The sequence below is a fragment of the Psychroserpens luteolus genome (assembly GCF_021032705.1).
In the GTDB taxonomy this organism is placed as follows: Bacteria; Bacteroidota; Bacteroidia; order Flavobacteriales; family Flavobacteriaceae; genus Psychroserpens; species Psychroserpens luteolus.
In genome coordinates this window covers 1-372 of record NZ_JAHVXI010000037.1, presented here as the reverse complement: position 1 = coordinate 372, position 372 = coordinate 1, and the positions used below count along the sequence as shown (strand labels likewise).

Genomic DNA, 372 nt, shown 5'->3' with positions numbered 1-372 from the left:
ACGATCAGCATCGCCCCCACAGGCGTCACCGAGAATAGCCCGAACGGTTCGATCTGCTGATCGGCAGGCAAGCCCCCATTGGCCGTCAGGATCAAGTCATTGAGCAGGATCAGCGGCGACGAGCCCACCATCGTCATGGTCCCGCCAAGGATCGCGCAGAACCCCATGGGCATCAGCAGCCGCGACAGGGGCAACCCCGTCCGCGCCGAGATGCGAGAAACGACAGGCAGGAACAAGGCCGCGGCGCCGACATTCTGCATGAAGGAAGAAATCACCGCGACGGGGCCCGAGAAAATCGGGATAATCCGCACCTCCGTGGTGCCGCCCTTGCGCAGGATCAAACCCGCGACCTTCGACATCTGCCCGGTTTTG

The 372-nt window shown here is 62.9% G+C and carries 1 protein-coding gene; it reads right to left on the bottom strand.

Features of this window, described 5'->3' with window-relative positions; translation table 11 throughout:
• On the bottom strand, positions 1-359 hold a 359-nt coding region (locus KWG70_RS17730), incomplete at its 3' end, for an SLC13 family permease (RefSeq protein WP_262910652.1).
• Between the last annotated feature and the right edge of the window lie 13 nt (positions 360-372).